The sequence below is a fragment of the Roseibium limicola genome (genome assembly GCF_017313085.1).
GTDB classification, from domain to species: domain Bacteria; phylum Pseudomonadota; class Alphaproteobacteria; order Rhizobiales; family Stappiaceae; genus Roseibium; species Roseibium limicola.
Map to the genome: position 1 here is coordinate 145,293 of NZ_JAFLNF010000009.1, position 16,080 is coordinate 161,372.

At 60.4% G+C, this 16,080-nt stretch carries 13 protein-coding genes; 4 read left to right on the top strand and 9 right to left on the bottom strand.

The features are described from left to right. Positions 1-27: 27 nt before the first annotated feature. The gene (locus tag J0X15_RS18420) at positions 28-2,208 is read right to left on the bottom strand and encodes a transglycosylase domain-containing protein (RefSeq protein ID WP_206944012.1); all 2,181 of its coding nucleotides are present in this window, start codon (positions 2,206-2,208) and stop codon (positions 28-30) included. A 162-nt stretch (positions 2,209-2,370) separates the two neighbouring features. On the opposite strand from J0X15_RS18420, the gene J0X15_RS18425 reads away from it, so the two are divergent. Next, on the top strand, positions 2,371-2,679 hold the full coding sequence (locus tag J0X15_RS18425; RefSeq protein ID WP_206944014.1) for a DUF1330 domain-containing protein: 309 nt from the start codon (positions 2,371-2,373) through the stop codon (positions 2,677-2,679). A gap of 98 nt (positions 2,680-2,777) precedes the next feature. Here J0X15_RS18425 and J0X15_RS18430 read toward each other — a convergent pair whose 3' ends face one another. From J0X15_RS18430 to J0X15_RS18440, 3 genes are all read right to left on the bottom strand, one after another. Further along, positions 2,778-3,710 (bottom strand): GNAT family N-acetyltransferase, encoded by a 933-nt coding sequence (locus J0X15_RS18430; RefSeq protein ID WP_206944016.1) that lies wholly within the window; start codon positions 3,708-3,710, stop codon positions 2,778-2,780. Positions 3,711-4,048: 338 nt separating this feature from the next. After that, complete coding sequence (locus J0X15_RS18435; protein WP_209015452.1) at positions 4,049-6,664, bottom strand: response regulator; 2,616 nt, start codon at positions 6,662-6,664, stop codon at positions 4,049-4,051. 234 nt (positions 6,665-6,898) lie between these two features. Then, positions 6,899-8,425 (bottom strand): YifB family Mg chelatase-like AAA ATPase, encoded by a 1,527-nt coding sequence (locus J0X15_RS18440; protein ID WP_206944025.1) that lies wholly within the window; start codon positions 8,423-8,425, stop codon positions 6,899-6,901. Positions 8,426-8,626: 201 nt separating this feature from the next. On the opposite strand from J0X15_RS18440, the gene J0X15_RS18445 reads away from it, so the two are divergent. Together J0X15_RS18445 and J0X15_RS18450 are read left to right on the top strand one after the other, a co-directional pair. Continuing rightward, positions 8,627-8,866 carry a BrnA antitoxin family protein gene (locus J0X15_RS18445; protein ID WP_206944027.1) on the top strand — a complete coding sequence of 80 codons (240 nt, stop codon included), beginning with the start codon at positions 8,627-8,629 and terminating at the stop codon, positions 8,864-8,866. A 133-nt stretch (positions 8,867-8,999) separates the two neighbouring features. Further along, complete coding sequence (locus tag J0X15_RS18450; RefSeq protein WP_209015453.1) at positions 9,000-9,482, top strand: DUF305 domain-containing protein; 483 nt, start codon at positions 9,000-9,002, stop codon at positions 9,480-9,482. An 89-nt stretch (positions 9,483-9,571) separates the two neighbouring features. On the opposite strand, the gene polA is transcribed toward J0X15_RS18450, so the two are convergent. From polA to J0X15_RS18475, 5 genes are all read right to left on the bottom strand, one after another. Beyond that, positions 9,572-12,571 (bottom strand): DNA polymerase I, encoded by a 3,000-nt coding sequence (polA, locus tag J0X15_RS18455; protein ID WP_206944029.1) that lies wholly within the window; start codon positions 12,569-12,571, stop codon positions 9,572-9,574. Between the two features lie 80 nt (positions 12,572-12,651). Beyond that, positions 12,652-12,966 (bottom strand): HigA family addiction module antitoxin, encoded by a 315-nt coding sequence (locus J0X15_RS18460; RefSeq protein ID WP_206944031.1) that lies wholly within the window; start codon positions 12,964-12,966, stop codon positions 12,652-12,654. A gap of 18 nt (positions 12,967-12,984) precedes the next feature. Then, positions 12,985-13,266, bottom strand: a complete 282-nt coding sequence (locus J0X15_RS18465) for a type II toxin-antitoxin system RelE/ParE family toxin (protein WP_206944041.1) — start codon at positions 13,264-13,266, stop codon at positions 12,985-12,987. Positions 13,267-13,330: 64 nt separating this feature from the next. Further along, the gene (locus J0X15_RS18470) at positions 13,331-14,410 is read right to left on the bottom strand and encodes an acyltransferase family protein (RefSeq protein ID WP_206944043.1); all 1,080 of its coding nucleotides are present in this window, start codon (positions 14,408-14,410) and stop codon (positions 13,331-13,333) included. A 137-nt stretch (positions 14,411-14,547) separates the two neighbouring features. Then, on the bottom strand, positions 14,548-15,093 hold the full coding sequence (locus J0X15_RS18475) for an FxsA family protein (protein WP_206944046.1): 546 nt from the start codon (positions 15,091-15,093) through the stop codon (positions 14,548-14,550). 253 nt (positions 15,094-15,346) lie between these two features. Here J0X15_RS18475 and J0X15_RS18480 point away from each other — a divergent pair, with 253 nt between their 5' ends. Further along, positions 15,347-16,075: a Tim44/TimA family putative adaptor protein gene (locus J0X15_RS18480; protein WP_206944049.1), complete on the top strand. Its 729-nt coding sequence runs from the start codon at positions 15,347-15,349 to the stop codon at positions 16,073-16,075. The last annotated feature ends 5 nt before the right edge of the window (positions 16,076-16,080 follow it).

The window sequence follows — 16,080 nt, forward strand, 5'->3', positions numbered from 1 at the left end:
TAGCGGGTCAGCAGTCAAAGACAGGACTCAGCCACCGAACAGGGATTTCAGAAGATCCAGCGGACCACGGCGCATTGGCTCGGGGAGCAAGGGTTTGCTGCCGGTTCCGACGTTGCTCGGTGGGCTTGGCGGTCTCGCCTGGCGTGCACCGGTCATCATGCCCTGAGGAACCCCAGGCAGATCAGCCACGGCGAAATCCGTGTGATCCTCGTCCATGACCGTTTTCCAGATAGTGGCCGGCAGTGAGCCGCCGGTGGCCTTCTTGGTGGGAGAATTGTTGTCATTGCCCAGCCAGACGGCGGTGGTCAGGTGGCCGGTGTAACCGATGAACCAGCCATCGCGGAAATCCTGGCTGGTGCCGGTCTTGCCACCGGCTGGCCGATGGTTTTGCAGCATGGCTTTCTTGCCCGTTCCGGTCACCAGGGTCTGCGCCATCATCAGATTCATTTCCGATAGATGCTGACGCGAGATCACCCGCCCCAGGCCGCCGCCCTTGCGGGAATAGAGCAACTTTCCATCCATCGTCGTGATGCGCCGTACGACATGCGGAATGACGCCGTATCCGCCATTTGAAAACGGCACATAGGCGGAGGCGATTTCCAGCGGCGAGACTTCCGAGGTTCCCAGAGCGATCGACAGGTTGTTGGACATCTGCGAGGTGATGCCGAGTTTCTTGGCGGTGCGCGCCACGGCCTTTGGTCCAACTTCATTGGCCAGCTGTGCGGCCACCGTGTTCAGCGACATCGACAGGGCCTGCGTCAGCGTGACGGCACCATAATAATTTTTGCTGTAATTTTGTGGCGACCAGCCGTTGAAGTTGACCGGACGGTCTTCGCGCACCGTGTCCGGTGTCATGCCGCTTTCCAGCGCCGCCAGATAGACAAAGGGCTTGAATGAGGAGCCCGGCTGCCGTTGCGCGTTGACGGCCCGGTTGAACTGGCTTTTGCCGTAATCCAGCCCGCCGACCAGCGCTTTGACTGCTCCCGCGGTGTCGAGGGTGACGATTGCCCCCTGCCCGACACGGTATTTTTCGCCGTTCTCGGTGATGGCCTCACGCAAGGCGCGCTCTGCATTGTGTTGCATGGTCATGTCGATGGTGGTGTCGACCACGATATCGGTGGTGATCGATCCGACATAATGCGGCAGCACATCCATCACCCAGTCGGCGACATAATTCTCGCTTGCCGTGGTGTGGCGTCGCACAACCTTGGCCGGAAAGGCGATGGCGTTCTTGGCCTCATCGTCGGTGATGTAGCCTTCTTCGTTCATTGCCGCGAGCACGACCTGGGCGCGTTCCTCGGCCAGATCCGGATTGCGCGCGGGAGAATAGCGCGATGGCGCCTTCAGGAGGCCGGCCAGCGTCGCGGCTTCGGCAACACTGATCGACCGGGCCGACTTGCTGAAGTAACGCCGGGAGGCCGCATCGACGCCATAGGCGCCTGCCCCCAGATAAACCCGGTTCAGGTACATCTCCAGGATCTCGTCCTTGGAGAAATTCGCCTCCAGCCAGAAGGACATGACCAGTTCCTGGATCTTCCGCTTGATCGTTCGGTCTTGCTCCAGAAACAGGTTCTTGGCCAGCTGCTGTGTCAGGGTTGAGCCACCCTGAACCACGCCGCCGCGTGTGAGGTTGGTGACCAGAGCACGCGCCAGACCGATGGGATCGACGCCGAAATGATAGCGAAAGCGTCGGTCCTCGATGGCAATCACTGCATTGGCCAGATAGGGCGGCAGCTGTTCCAGCCGCACGGCCTCACCCCCGGTATCCCCGCGGTTGGCGATCAGACCGCCGGTGGCCGAGATGATCTTGACGTTGGGTGGGCGTTGCGGAACTTGCCACTCGGAGGTGGGAGGCAGATAGGCGGCGTAATAGACGACGATTCCGGCGGCGACGATCCCGCCCCACAGACCCAGCACCAGCCCCCAATAGATCAGACGGCGTATCCCGCGCAGCAGAAAGCCGCCTTGCCCGGATGACTTCCGTGAGCGTTTGGTCTTGCGGCGTCCATTGCGGTTGCCACCGTTGCCGGACCCTGAGGATGAGCCTCGGCCACCTTTGCGGCTGGTAGATTTGGTGGCGGTCTTGCGTGTTTTGGGTTTGTTTGGCGCTGCCGTCCGGTCGCGTGGCTCCACCCGCAGGCCAAGGGCCTGCGTTGCTCCGTCAAAATGCGGCTCAACACGAGATCGAGCGGTTTTCCTGCGCGCCATGCGGTTTTCTGACCCGTCCCTACCCCGGAAAATGCGACTTCTTTGATGACAATAGAGTGAGGCAATTTAAGGGGGCGTTAAGCCTTTGGGCTCGTCTCGACCCTTGTGGAAATTGCGTGGTCTGCGCTACCAATTGATCAGACACCACAGAGGGAAGACAAAATGCCCAAAGCCTATTGGATCGCCCGCATGGATGTGCGGGATCCGGACGAATACGCCAAATATGTTGCCGGAACGAAAGCGGCTTTTGCCAAGTACAAAGCGCATTTTCTGGTGCGTGGTGGAGAGTTCGAGAGCCTTGAGGGCCAAGAGCGCACCCGCAATGTGGTCATCGAGTTCCCGGACCGCGAAACCGCTCTGGCTTGCTACAACTCGCCCGAGTATCAGGCAGCCAAGGCATTCCGCGCGGCGGCCTCCGCTGGCGAACTGCTGATCGTCGATGGCTATGACGGGCCGCAGCCTGGCGAATAGGCCCAGCGTGTGCAAAAACGTTCAAGGGGCCGCTGTCGGCCCCTTGCTTGTTTCTGGCGTTGCGTTCTGGTGCATTGCGCAAGCGTAAAAGCAGGAAATTAGCTGGCAAAACGGCTAGCGTCGGCGCCGTAATAATTCACATAGCGGGCGTTCAGCTCGCTCACCGGCATGATGATCATCACATCGGTGGTGCCGAACTGGTGGTCAATGACCGCACCCTCGCCAATATAGGCGCCAAGGCGCAGGTAGCCTTTTACCAGCGGCGGCAACTGCCGAAGCGCAGCCTTCTGATCGAGCAGTTCTGCCGGCACCCGGTTCATCTCCACATGGCGCTCGGGCAGCGCGGAAACCCGCCAGTCTTCCGGCGCGCGTGCATGGTGATGCAGGAAGGAAAGCGGCTCGGCCAGCAGATCCGGATTGGTGTTTTCAAACGAAGCACAGCCGATCATCACGTCGATCTTGTGGGCCAGCACATAGGCCCAGATACCTTGCCACAGCAGCTCGACAGTCTTCTTGCTGCGGTAGGGCTTGAGCACGCACGAGCGGCCAAGTTCCAGAAAACGCTTGCCCGGATTGGCGTCCACCAGGCTCTGCACATCATATTCGCTGGCAGAATAGAACCCGCCATGGGCACCGGCCACATCCTGACGCAGCAGCCGATAGGTGCCGACGATTGTCGGCTTCAGGCGGCCCAGCTTGTTCCGCTTCATCTTGGCGTGGTCGATTACCAGCAGATGGTCGCAAATGGAGTCGAAAGGATCGGAGTCGCGCTGGGAGGTCAGGGTTTGGGCGTCGGCAATGGCCGACATTTCCTCGTAGAAAACTTCATAGCGCAGGCGCTGGGCTTTTTTCACTTCACCGGCGCTGCGGGCCAGCCGAACTTCCAGCGATCCGACGCGGCCAAGCGTGCTGCGGGTTTTGGCCAGAGCTTCCGCATCATGCAGCAGCGTGGGCGCAGGCAGGCCGAACCGGCTCAGGGGCAGGCCGGCAGCTGGTGAGAATTTCTGAACCAGTTTCTTGGGTGACAGCATGACGGATCGTTTGAAAGGAGCAGGTTTGTGATCTGATTTTAACATGGATTTGCTCATCCCGCCCGTTGGCTTTCAGTCTATCGGTACTGTTAGCACATTGTTTCACGACCGCCCGTTTTTTTGCCGCATCTCATCCTGACCCGGCAAAGGGCTTTCCACATGCCGTATCTCACATGTTTCCAACAAAGCGATGACAGTCATGCAGTCGGACTCGCGCCAGCTCGCTCAGACGCGGGTCACGGCCTGGGCGAGGCGTTCTCTTAGCCGACGATCTGAATATCAGATGGGGCGCGCTGATCCGCGAACAAGGGGAGGATCGGAAACCTCTGTCGGGCGCCTTATGAGCCGGTCAGACCCGTGGTGCCTTTGGGGAGGCTGTTCAGGGCTGTCTCGATGGCTTCGACGGTCAGCGGCTTGGTCAGATAGCCTGCGGCTCCGGCGTTCGCCGCCTTCTGCTTGGCATCCTCCATCACATCGGCGGTCACCATGAACACAGGCGTTGAGGTCGCTCCACTGGCTGCCTCGACCTCGCGGATACGGCGAATAGCCGCAATGCCGTCAAGTCCCGGCATGTGGAGATCCATCAGGATCGCATCGAATTGCGCGCTTGAAGCAGCCTCTACCGCCTGTTCTCCATCGGGCACCAGCGTCGCCTCATGTCCCAGTTTGCGCAACAGCGCGTCGGTCAGCAGCCGGTTGATGTCATTGTCCTCGGCGACAAGCAGTTTCATCGGCCGGGACGGGGCAAAGCTGATGCGGCTCTGGGTGAGCAGGCTGCGCGGCTCGCTGAAGTCGACCCAACATTGATCATCGACATCGTTCGCCATCAGGCCTTCAACAACGCTGACAAGGCTTTCCATCCGCACCGGACGGATCAGATAGGCGGAGTATCCGGCCTCACGCAGTCGATCCAGGCGGTCGCGCTCGGAGGGGGACACCAGAACCACGGCGCGGGCCTGACAACCGCACAGCCGTGCCGTGGCCAGCCAGCCGGCGCTGTCGGACAAGGTGGAATTGTCGGCTATGACCAGGTCGGCATCGACAAGCATGTTGTCGAGCGCCGGATCTCCGGGGGAAAACACCTTGGCCCGGGCGCCCTGGGAGGTCAGGCGCTCTGCCAGCAATGGCATTTCCACCGGACCAGAGCCGATCAGCACGATTGTTTTGCCGGCAAAGGTGGAGGTGGCGTCGGTGGCGATCATCTCTTCGGGGACAGGCAGGCAGACGCGGAAGAGGGCGCCTCCTTCAGGGGCGGATTCCGCACTGATGCTGCCGTGCATCAGCTCTGTCAGTCTGCGGGCTATCGCCAGACCCAGGCCGGTGCCGCCGAACTTGCGCGCCCGTCCACGGTCGAGCTGTTCGAATTCCTCGAACAGGCGATCGGCATCGCCCTGCTGGAAGCCAATGCCCGTGTCGCGCACTTCGATCGTCAGCAGCGATCCGCCGTCTTCAGCCGGTGCCCCGTGAACCTGAATGGAGACGCCGCCATGCTCGGTGAATTTTACGCCGTTTCCGGCAAGGTTGAACAGGATCTGCCGCACACGTGTCGAATCCAGTGTGACGGTTTCCGGCAGACCGGGCGCGATGAAACTGCCCAGTTCAAGCCCCTTGCCATGGGCCTTGGGGGCCAGCAGTTCCACCACATTGGCAATGATGGAGGTCAGACGGGTGGGGTTGGCCTCGATGTGAAGTTTGCCGGCTTCGACCTTGGAGAAATCCAGAACCTCGTCAATCAGCAGCAGCAGTGTTTCGCCGGAGGTTTCCAGCGCTTCGATATAGGCGCCCTGTTCCTTGGTCAGCCGGGTATCGCGCAACAGGGTGGCCATGCCGAGAATGCCGTTGAGCGGCGTGCGGATTTCGTGGCTGACGGTGGCCAGAAAGCGGGATTTCGCCTCGTTGGAGCTTTCCGCCGAGTGCCGGGCAGCCAGCAGTTCATCCTCCATCTCGCGTCGGTCAGTGACATCGCGCAGCACGGTCTGGACCAGCGGTTGGTCGGTCGTCGTGTCGCGCACATGGATGTCCATGCGGGAGAACCAGCGCGCGCCAAACCGCGTCTTCAACTCCACATCCCCGAAGGCAATCGGCCTGTCGGAAAAGGCAGAGGAGCCGCCTTCCGGGCCGCTCGATGCCATCTCGTTGGTGGTGGGGGAGGCCACAGCGGCCGACATCGCGCCGGCTTTTGCGGCTGTGCCTGTGGGGTGCGTGGCAAGTTCGTTCAAGGACAGAATGCAGCCGGTCAGCACCCGGTCGCGTGGACCGAAGGCAACGTCGGCTGCGGCATTCGCATAGACCACGGTGTTGTCATCGTCACGGCGCAGAACGATGTCGCCCAGCGTGGACAGAATGCTGGCCTGGCGCTCGTCGCTTTCGCGCAGCTCCCAGGCGGTGTCTTCCAGTTCTTCGCAGCGAGCGAGCAGACGGCGCAGCTTCTCATCCTTCATGGCGAGGGCCTGACGGTCGCGCTTGCGATCATCAACCATCATCCGCCAGACGCAAAGCGCACCGGAAAAGAACACCAGGGCCAGCCCGGCATAGCGGGTCTGCGGGTTGCTGACGAGGGTCAGGCCACCGAGCGCTCCGATGAGAATGCCGACGAGGGCCAGCAGCAGCAAGGCGGGCGGCGGTTCATGGGTGGTGATATCGGGGTTTTGCGAGCCCATGGCAGCCGTATTGGTGGCACCAGCGCCGATGGCATCTGCACTGAAAGGCACGTCTTCAGGTGCAGGCTTGTCCGTCGCTGCCGGACCGTCTGAAACGGTACCGGAGGCTGCCGTTTCAGAGGTGCCATCTCCAGACGCATGCCCAGGCGTTTGCCCAGTGCGATCACTGCTGGCAGTCTGGTGCTCCACGCCCGGACCGATCTCCGTAGAGAACTCTGCCTCTTCCGCACGGAGGTCCGAGCGGTTCGGTTGGTCTGGGGGGGTGGAGGTCGTATGGCCGGATGTTGGATGCATGCCCAAAGTCAGATACTCGCGAACTCTGTCTGATTGAATCCGACTATGCGACGTAACCTTTGAGAAACCGTTTCACTCAACCGCCTCAACGCTAGGCAGATCTGACAGGGTTTCCCGCCATAGGGCGAGAAAAAGCCTTCAGGCCGAATGATTTATTGCCTTATCCACCCCGTTTGACCTTCGCCGGCAAGGGTGCACAAAACCTGAGTGCCTGTGCTGCTCGAGCCTTTTGCTTCACGCGGCTTGGGGGATCATCTCGTGGCCGCGATAGCTCAAGGCTTCGGCCAGATGGATCTTGCGCAGGCTTTCTTCGCCGTCCAGATCGGCCAGCGTCCGCGCCAGTTTCAACACCCGGTGATAGCCTCGGGCGCTCAGGCGAAAATGCTCGGCAGCTTCTTCCAGCAATTTTTTGCCAGCCGCATCCGGGCTGGCCACCTGCTCCAGCAAGGCGGCGGGAACCCGGGCATTGGTCATGCGATCCAGCCCCAGCGCCAGATAGCGCTCCTGTTGCAGCTCTCGCGCCAAGGCGACCCTGGCGGCCACATCAGCCGATTTCTCACTGGAGGCGGGGCGGATCAGATCGCTGGCCATCACCGCCGGAACGTCGATCCTCAGATCGATGCGGTCGAGAAATGGGCCGGAAAGCCGGGCCTGATAGTCGCTGGCGCAGCGCGCCCCCTTGGCGCAGCGGTGGCCCGGCTCGCCGGCATAGCCGCAGCGACAGGGGTTCATGGCCGCCACCAGCTGAAAGCGGGCCGGGTAGGAGACACGATTGTTGGCCCGGGCAATCACCGCTTCACCGGCTTCCAGCGGCTGACGGAGGCTGTCGAGCACTTGCGGTTGAAACTCCGGCAGTTCATCGAGAAACAACACGCCGTGGTGGGCCAGGGAAACCTCACCGGGCTTTACCTTCAGCCCGCCGCCGATCAGAGCGGCCATGGAAGCCGAATGATGCGGGGCGCGGAACGGTCTCCGGTCGGTCAGCTTGCCCTCGGCCAGTTCGCCGGCCATCGAGGCGATCATCGAAACCTCCAGCAGTTCCTTAGGCGTCAAGGGAGGAAGCAACGATGGCAGGCGGCTGGCAAGCATCGACTTTCCGGCGCCGGGTGGCCCGCAGAAGAGAAGATTGTGTCCGCCGGCTGCCGCCACTTCCAGCGCCCGTTTCGCCGTCTCCTGACCACGCACATCTTGCAGATCGGCAAGAGCGGTGATTGGTGCGGACAGCCGAGCCTGTGGCCGTGAGAGAACTTGTGTTCCGGCGAAATGATTGACTAGTTGCAACAGGCTGTCAGGGGCGAGAACCGACATGTCTGCGTCGGCCCAGGCGGCTTCCGCACCACAGGGGCCTGGGCAGATCAGGCCTTTTCCCAGTCCATTGGCTCCCATGGCCGCGGGCAGAACCCCTGTAACCGGGGCCAAGCGGCCATCCAGCCCGAGTTCGCCGACCACAGCATAAGAGGCGAGAAGATCACCTGGAATGGCGCCAATGGCGGCCATGATCCCCAAGGCGATTGGCAGGTCGTAATGCGACCCCTCCTTCGGCAGATCGGCGGGTGCCAGATTGACGGTCACCCGCTTGGCGGGTAGAGCAAGGCCGCAGGCCTGAAGGGCGGAGCGGACCCGCTCACGGCTTTCGCCCACTGCCTTGTCCGGCAGGCCAACAATGGTGAAACCGACCATCCCGGCACCGATTTGCACCTGCACATCCACGGGCAGAGCCTGAATGCCCTGAAAAGCCAACGTCGTTACACGAGAAACCATCGGACGCTCCCTTATATCGCGAAAATTACGTTAGGGCATCTGTGGGTTGAAAACAAGAACGAATACGGAACAAAAATTCAGAAAACGGCTTGAGGCCTGCACCGACTGTGTGAAACGCCGCTGGACCGGAAGGAAAAAAACCAGCGTGGCCGCAATCCGTTTATACTTGCAGCCTTATCCTCTTGAAATTGGACCCAAAACATGGCCTATCCGCCCCGCCGTCACACCAGCGCCATCGACACGGCTGAAGCGCTTTTCAAAAAAGCCACGACCAAGCCGATTGACGTCGCATCTCGGATGCAAAAGCCGGTCATTCCTGTCGGTAAGGAAAGTGTGTCGCTGCGTCTCGACAATGAGGTCCTGGCCCATTTTCAGGACGAAGGCCCCGGCTGGCAGGACCGCATCAACGCTGCACTCAGAAAGGCCGCCGGGTTAGAGTAATCCCTGCGTCGCACCTGAGCCTGTTGCGCAAGGGCCTGCAAGAACGAACAAGACGCCCATGGGAACATATCCGGAGTGTCGGCGTTGCTGTCAGAAGTGCCTGACCCCAACCCGATGTCCCCGGAGGTAAGCTATGCACGGCTCGTACACTCGCTTTTTCGCAATGATCGCCACGTCGACAGCGGTCATGCTCGGCCTCATGTATCTGAACACCTATGCGCCCGATCACGTCTTCTTCAGCGAGACGAGGTTGTACATGTCGCTGTACATGGGGGCGGCAATGATGGTGGTGATGCTCGCCTTCATGTTGCACATGTACCGGAATCGTACTGCCAACATTGCGATCTTTGCAGCTGCCGTGGTGATTTTCTCCGGCGCGCTCTATTTGGTCCGCTCGCAGGAAACCATTCAGGATGCTGCCTGGATGAAGGCAATGATCCCGCACCACTCGATCGCAATCCTTACCAGCCGCCGCGCGGAACTTTCCGATCCACGCGTTCGCGACCTTGCCGAGCGGATTATCGAGGCCCAGGTCAAGGAAATCGCAGAGATGAAGGCACTGATCGCAGATCTTGAAGGCGAGACGAGTGAACGCCAAACAGTCTCCGCCAATTAAGTGTTCTCAGCGCCCTCTTGATGGCTTCGCTCGCAGGACATACGGCCTACGACCGATAATCCCCTTGAGACCCCAAGGCATGTCAGGCGTTAGTGCGCCTCGTCCCAATTGTCGGCGGCGCGGGCGTCGACCTGCAGCGGAACGGAGAGCTGCAGCACCGGCTCGCAGGCCTTTTCCATCACCTCGCGCACCAGGCAGATCGTCGCCTCGACCTGGGCTTCCGGCACTTCGAAGATCAGTTCATCATGCACCTGCAGCAGCATTTGCGCGTCGAGCTTGGAGTGAGTCAGCCGGTCTTCCATCCGCACCATCGCCCGGCGCAGGATATCGGCGGCTGAACCCTGGATCGGAGCATTGATGGCTGCGCGCTCATAAAACGCCCGCATGCTCGGGTTCTTCGTGTTGACATCGGGATAATGTGCCTTGCGGCCAAAGATCGTCGTCACATAGCCATTCGCATGCACTTCCTTTTTCACCGCCTCCATGTAGTCCTTGATGCCGGGGAAGCGGCTGAAATAGGTCTTGATGTAATCGGAGGCCTCGCCCCGGCCAATGCCCAGCTGAGCGGCCAGCCCAAAGGCGGAAATGCCGTAAATGATGCCGAAGTTGATGGCTTTCGCCCGACGGCGCACCATCGGATCCATATCCTCGATCGGCACGCCGAACATTTCGCTCGCCGTCATGGCGTGAATGTCGAGCCCCTCCTCAAACGCCGATTTGAGCTGCGGAATATCGGCCATATGCGCCAGCACGCGCAGTTCGATCTGGCTGTAGTCGGCCGAGATCAGCTTATGACCGGTGGCTGCGACAAAGGCCTTGCGGATTTTCCGCCCGGCTTCCGTGCGCACCGGAATGTTCTGCAGGTTCGGCTCCGACGAGGACAGGCGTCCGGTGGTGGTCGCCGCCAGCGCATAGGAGGTGTGAACACGTTTGGTCTCCGGGTGAATATACCCCGGAAGGGCGTCGGAATAGGTCGACTTCAGCTTGGACAACTGACGCCAGGAGACGATGCGCGACGGCAGCTCATGGCCTTCCGCCGCCAGGTCTTCCAGCACGCTGGCAGAGGTCGACCAGGCGCCGGTCTTGGTCTTCTTGCCGCCTGGAAGTCCCATCTTGCCGAAGAGAATGTCGCCAAGTTGTTTCGGCGAGCCGATGTTGAAGCTTTCTCCGGCCAGTTCGCGGATTTCGTCTTCCAGTGCGGCCATACCTTGGGCGAAATCGCCCGAGAGCCGCGACAGCATCTGCCGGTCGACGGAAATGCCGCGCTTTTCCATGCGGGCCAGCACCGGCGCCATCGGGCGTTCAAGGGTCTCATAGACCGTTGCCATGCGCTCGGAGGCCAGACGCGGCTTCAGCACCTGCCACAGGCGCAGGGTGACGTCGGCATCTTCCGCCGCATAGGCGGTAGCCTTGTCAATCGGCACCTTGTCGAAGGTGATCATCGACTTGCCGGAGCCGCAGATGTCCTTGAACGGGATCGGCTTGTGGCCAAGCCAGCGTTCAGACAGTTCGTCCATGCCGTTGCCACCGACACCGGCGTCCAGCGCATAGGAGAGCAGCATGGTGTCATCAAACGGTGCGATGTTGACGCCATAACGGGTCATCACCAGCCAGTCGTACTTCAGGTTTTGGGCAATCTTCAGAACCGCCCGGTCTTCCAGCATCGGTTTCAGGGCATCAAGCGCTTCCTGCAGGGGAATCTGACCGGCAACAAGGCCACCGCCTCCCAGCAGATCGCCTTCGCCGTCGACATGGCCCAACGGCACATAGCAGGCCCGACCCGGCGCGGTCGCCAGCGACAGACCGACCAGCTCCGCCTGCATGGCGTCCAGCGAGGTGGTTTCCGTGTCAAACGCCACATAACCGACCTCATAGGCCTCTGCGACCCATTCCTTCAGCCGGTCGAGCGCGGTGACGGTCTCATAGGCACTGCTGTCGATCACACTGTTGCGGGCCGCTTCCGTGCGCGCATTGGCCACCGTCGCCGGCAGCATCAGGTCGCCATCGGCAACCGACAGGGTCTCACTGGAGCTGGTCTGGGCAGCGGCCGGACGGTTGGAAGGGGCATTCTCCGAAAGCCGACCCTTGTGGTCGGGCACGTCCCAGCCGGGTACCTGAAAGTCATCCGGTTCGATGTTGCCGGCTTCCGCGCCTGTCGCCTCGGCCACGCGCTTGGTCAGGGTGGTGAATCCCATTGCCTTGAGGAAGCCGACGGCCTTCGGGCCATCAATATCGGTGACTGACAGATCGCCGACGGGAATTTCCACCGGAACGTCCTGCTTCAGCATGACAAGCTGTTTGGAAACCCGGGCCTGTTCGGCGAATTCGATGAGGTTTTCCCGGCGCTTGTTTTGCTTGATTTCCGTGGCGCGCGACAGGAGGGTTTCCAGATCGCCGAATTCGTTGATCAGCAGGGCAGCGGTTTTCAGGCCGATGCCGGGCACGCCGGGCACATTGTCGACGCTGTCTCCCGCCAGCGACTGCACCTCGACCACCTTGTCGGGACCAACGCCGAATTTTTCAAAGACGTCCGGCTCCTCGAAGGTCTTGCCCTTCATGGTGTCGATCATCTTCACCTTTGGGCCGATCAGCTGCATCAGGTCCTTGTCGCCCGATGCAATGGTCACCCGCGCCCCAAGGGCGGCGGCCTGCACGGCGTAGGTGGCGATCAGGTCATCGGCCTCAAAGCCTTCCTGCTCGATGCAATGGACGGAAAAGGCGCGGGTGGCCTGTCGGATCAGCCCGAACTGCGGCACCAGATCCTCCGGCGGATCCGGCCGATGCGCCTTGTATTCCGGGTAGATATCAGAGCGGAATGTTTTTGAAGAGTGGTCGAAGATCACCGCGAAATGGGTCGGCTCATCGCCTTCTTCTGGCGAAAGCCCTTCCTGCAGAAGCTTCCACAGCATGTTGCAGAAGCCGGAAACGGCGCCAATCGGCAGGCCGTCGGGCTTGCGCGTCAAAGGCGGCAGCGCGTGGTAGGCGCGGAAAATGAAGGTGGAGCCGTCGACCAGGATCAGGTGGTCGTCGGGCGTCAGCGGGGTGCCAAGCGGGGCAGCGGTGTTTTCTGTCGACATGGCGCGGATCATGCCCCGCTGGAACGCCGCTGGAAAGACTTAATCCGACACTGTCCGCAAGGAAGTCGCCTGTGGTGGCAGGAGATGGACCGTCAGCTGATGGAGGCGGGCTCGATCTCCACCAGTCGCTGGACAGAATCGAGCGCTGCCTTGGTCCGGGGTGAATTCTCGGCGCTCTGCAGATCGTAGTTGATTTGCATGTTGAGCCAGTACTGCGGGGTCGTGTCGAACGCTTTGGCCAAATGCAGGGCCGTGTCGGCGGTGAGGCTGGTTTCCTGTTTGATCAAACGTTGAATGCGTTGGCGATCCAAGCCAAGGGCCTTGGCCAGCTTGCCAGCACTCAGACCAAGAGGCTCCAGATAGAGCTCCTTCAGGATTTCTCCGGGATGAAAGGCAGGAACTGTCATGTGAGCTGCTCCAGATCTTCAGTGATAGTCGCAGATCTCCACCTGATCCGGCCCTGTTGCCGTCCAGATAAAGCAGATGCGCCATTGCATGTTGATCGATACGGACCATTGTCCGTCGCGATCCCTGTCTAATGAATGTAGTCTGTTTCCCGGAGGAAATCGCAAATCTCTCAGATCGGTTGCGGCGTCCATAGCAGCGAGAAGCAGACGTGCTTTGCGCTCGAGGTTTGCCAGAAAGTGACGTGGTTGGCCGCCTCTGGCAAAGGCTTCTGTCACACGGTTTCGATATCCCTGGATCATGCGATGATATGTATCATACTGTGATACAGTCCAAACGTCAAATGACGGTGTTTTCTTACCCAGTTCAGACCGGCTGTGGCTTTGCTTTGGGTGCCAGGCGTGCCCAGTTGGGGCGTTCGAACAAGAACGTGCCCCAGCCGGACCAGTCGATCAGAGCCTTCAGCACCAGCGGGCTGAGGATCGCCGTCAGCGTGACCAGCAGGGAGGTTGTGCCGATGTCGAAGAGACCGAGTTTCAGCAAGATGGTGCGCGCGACCCCCATGGGAAAGAAGAACGCCAGATAGATCACCAGCGAGTTCTTGCCGAAGAACCTAAGAAAGCCGCCAATTGGCAGGGTGGTGGCAAGGCTTGCCACGGAAGCGACGGCCAGGGCGCCAAGACCCCCGAGCACCAGCGCGATCCCCGGTGTGCCCTCCAGGCCATAGACGACCAGCCCCCCGTTGATCAGCCCCCAGCCGACGAGGGCGGCCAGCACGACTGCGCCATTCGAGCGCGCCCATTCAGCGACTGCAAACACCCGCTCGGCGAAGGCATAGCCGGCGACGAAGAAAACGAAGCGTGAAGCGAATTCATCGATCAGAACCGACCCGGTGTGAATCGGCGCCAGATGCAGCAGGGCCGCAATCGCCAGCACGGGAATCGTGGGGATGTTCCATCCGCGCGCCAGTTTCACGACGATGGCGAACAGCGGCAACAGATAGATGAACCAGAGCGTGCCGAAGGGTTCGATGAACGCTGTGAGGTAGAGCATCACCACGCCTCCCCATCCGACATCAGCGGCAAAGATCGGCGCCTTGACGATGAACTGCAGGGTCAGCCAAAGCACATAGAAATAGGCGAAATGCAGCAGCTTTCGATCGAGGAAGTCAGCCCAGTCGCGCTTGAGGGCACGCGCCAGAAACAGCCCGGAGATAAGGAAGAAGGCAGGAATGCGGAACGGCTGGCAGAAGGCCACGATGCCATGCATCCAGCCTTCGGCTCCAACGGCCTTCTCCACGCCCAACACGGAATGCATCATCACCACCAGACAGATGCTGATGCCCTTGGCGATATCGACCCAACTGACCCGCGACGCGCCTGCCGTAGTGCCGGATGACGTCTCTGCGCCGATTGGAGGCTGCTTTTTCTGTTGAGCGGTCTGCATGAGATGATCCGTTTTGTAAAACCGGACCGCACACTACGGGGTTTACCGTAGCGGAGAGTTAAGATCAGACCGAGACCTGCAAGAAAAGACAGGGGCAGACTTCACAAGGGTGTGAGGTCCATCGTTCCTTGCCTGATTCATGAACCTGGCTTGTCGTCTTTCCAGGGGCTCAGGCGGGCTGGTCCGTTGCCCGCGTCAGGGCCGGAGTTTCGGTCGGGATCGTTCTTGCGTTTCCAATCCTCCTCATCCAGATCGACAACCGGTTCGCCACCGGGGCCTGTGCGCGATGGACCATCTGGACCGGACCGTTGTTCGGTGGTTGTGACGACAACATTAGCGCGTGAAATCAACATGTTGGCGAGGAAGTCGCGGAACGGCGGAATGAACAGGGCCAGACCGACAGCATCACTGGCGAAGCCCGGGATCAGCAGAAAAATGCTGGCGATAACCATCAGGGCGCCATGAATCATGTCGCGTCCGGGCACCCGGCCGGCGTTCATTTCCGACTGGATACGCATGACAAGGGAGACGCCCTGGGTCCGCAGCATCAGCAGCCCGGCCATGGCAGTCACGACGGTCAGCAAAATGGTCGGCAGAACACCGATGGCGCTGCCCACCTGAATGAACACCATAATTTCAATCAACGGCAGACCGATGATGACGGCAAGAATAAGAAAGCCCACAGGGTCCTCGAGTTTCGTGTGTTGTTTCAGCTAACCTAGTAACTTCAACGGGGAATTTCGAGTGTTTCCGGTCCGGTTTTAGTCATAAGATGAAAACTTCCCTTGCTCCGGGGGCTGGATGCTGGTTCAAGGACACTTACATATCAAGGTAGACAGCGAGCTGGAATGTTAGCCGGGGCCATGGCCCAACGGACATTTCAGACAGGTTATTTAGGCATGGATAGGCTCCGGAACTGTGAGCCAACGGGATGAGATGAGCGAGATCTTCGACGTTTACACAATCATCTTTCTGATTTTGGCGGTGTTTATCATTTTCCGCCTGCGGTCGGTTCTTGGCAAACGCACCGGTAATGAGCGCCCGCCGTTCGACCCCTATACCAAGCCGGAAAACACCCAGTCTTCCCGGCCGGATCAGACACAGGACGCAGATGGCGGCAACGTCATTCCGCTGCCGGGTCAGAGCCCTGTTGAAGGATCTCAGGGCAAAGGCGAAGGTGCCGTGATCGAGAAGATCGCGCCCGCCGGCACAGCCTTGAACGACGCGCTGCGCAAGATTCTCTCTGCTGACTCCAGCTTCGAGCCGGGCCCGTTCATTCAGGGGGCGACCGGCGCCTATGAAATGATTGTCACGGCTTTCGCCGACGGCGACCGCAAAACCCTGAAGGAGCTTCTGTCCAAGGAAGTGAACGAAGGCTTTGTGACTGCGATCGATGAGCGCGAAAAGCGTGGCGAAACCATCGAGAGCTCATTTGTCGGCATCGACAAGGCGGAAATCGTCGAGGCTGAGCTCAAGGGCTCCGTCGCTCAGGTGACCGTCCGGATCCATAGCCAGCTGATCTCCGCCACCAAGGACAGCGAAGGTCACATCATCGATGGCGACCCGACCAAGGTTTCCGATGTGGTCGATCTATGGACCTTTGCCCGCGACACCAATTCGCGGGATCCCAACTGGCGTCTGGTCGCAACCGAATCCGCGGAATGATCCTG